At 54.0% G+C, this 1209-nt stretch carries 1 protein-coding gene; it reads left to right on the plus strand.

Going from position 1 to position 1209, the window contains the following annotated elements; all coding sequences use genetic code 11:
* Window positions 1-1209 (plus strand): coiled-coil domain-containing protein (locus FQ608_RS27055; protein ID WP_199856491.1); only part of this gene is annotated, 1209 nt, incomplete at both ends.

Below are 1209 nucleotides of genomic sequence, written 5' to 3' on the forward strand. Positions count from 1 at the left end.
AAGAACTTTCCGCTGAAACGGACAGAGCAATTGCCGCCGAAACTACGTTAACCACGGATCTTTTAGCCGAGACAGCCCGTGCGACTGCCGCGGAAGGAGTTTTGCAGGACAATATCGGTACGGTGCAGGGCAATGTGGACGCCAACAAAACGGCCGCGGAAACAGCCATCGCCCTAAAGGAGGATTCCGCCAACAAGTCCACCGACATCACCCTTTCTGACGCCACCAACACCAAGTTCCCGACCGAACTTGCGGTAAAAACCTACGTCAACGCATCAGCGGCGGAAGGCAGCGGAGCCCTTGCCGACGAAGTTGCCCGTGCCATTGCGGCCGAAGAAAAACTGGCGGCAGACCTTGAAGTCGAAACAGCCCGTGCAATTGATGCCGAATCTACACTATCCGAAGAACTTTCCGCTGAAACGGACAGAGCAATTGCCGCCGAAACTACGTTAACCACAGACATTTTAGCCGAGACAGCCCGTGCGACTTCCGCAGAGGACAAGCTAAACGCAGATCTTTCTGCCGAAACAGCCCGGGCAATTGCTTCCGAAACTACGTTAACCACAGATCTTTTAGCCGAGACAGCCCGTGCGACTTCCGCGGAAGGAGTTTTGCAGGACAATATCGGTACGGTGCAGGACAATATTGACGCCAACAAAACGGCCGCGGAAACTGCCATCGCCCTAAAGGAGGATGGTGCCAACAAGTCCACCGATATAACCCTTTCGGACGCCACGAACACCAGGTTCCCGACAGAACTGGCAGTGAGAACCTTCGTCAACGCATCAGCGGCGGAAGGCAGCGGAGCCCTTGCCGGTGAGGTTGCCCGTGCCTCGGCGGCCGAAGAAAAGCTGGCCATGGACCTGGAAGCTGAAACAGCCCGAGCAATTGGTGCCGAAACCACGTTAACCACTAATCTTGCCGCTGAAACAATCCGAGCAACTTCCGCTGAGGATAAACTAAACGCTGATCTTACTGCTGAAACTACCCGGGCAATGGATGCGGAAAACATCTTAACCACAGATCTTTTATCCGAAACAATCCGGGCAACTTCCGCCGAGGATAAGCTAAACGCCGATCTTATTGCCGAAACAGCCCGTGCAATTGATGCCGAAAGCATCTTAACCACAGATCTTTTAGCCGAGACAGCCCGAGCGACTTCCGCGGAAGGAGTATTGCAAGTCAATATCGAAACGGTACAGGACAATG

This window comes from Lunatibacter salilacus (assembly GCF_009797935.1).
GTDB classification, from domain to species: domain Bacteria; phylum Bacteroidota; class Bacteroidia; order Cytophagales; family Cyclobacteriaceae; genus Lunatibacter; species Lunatibacter salilacus.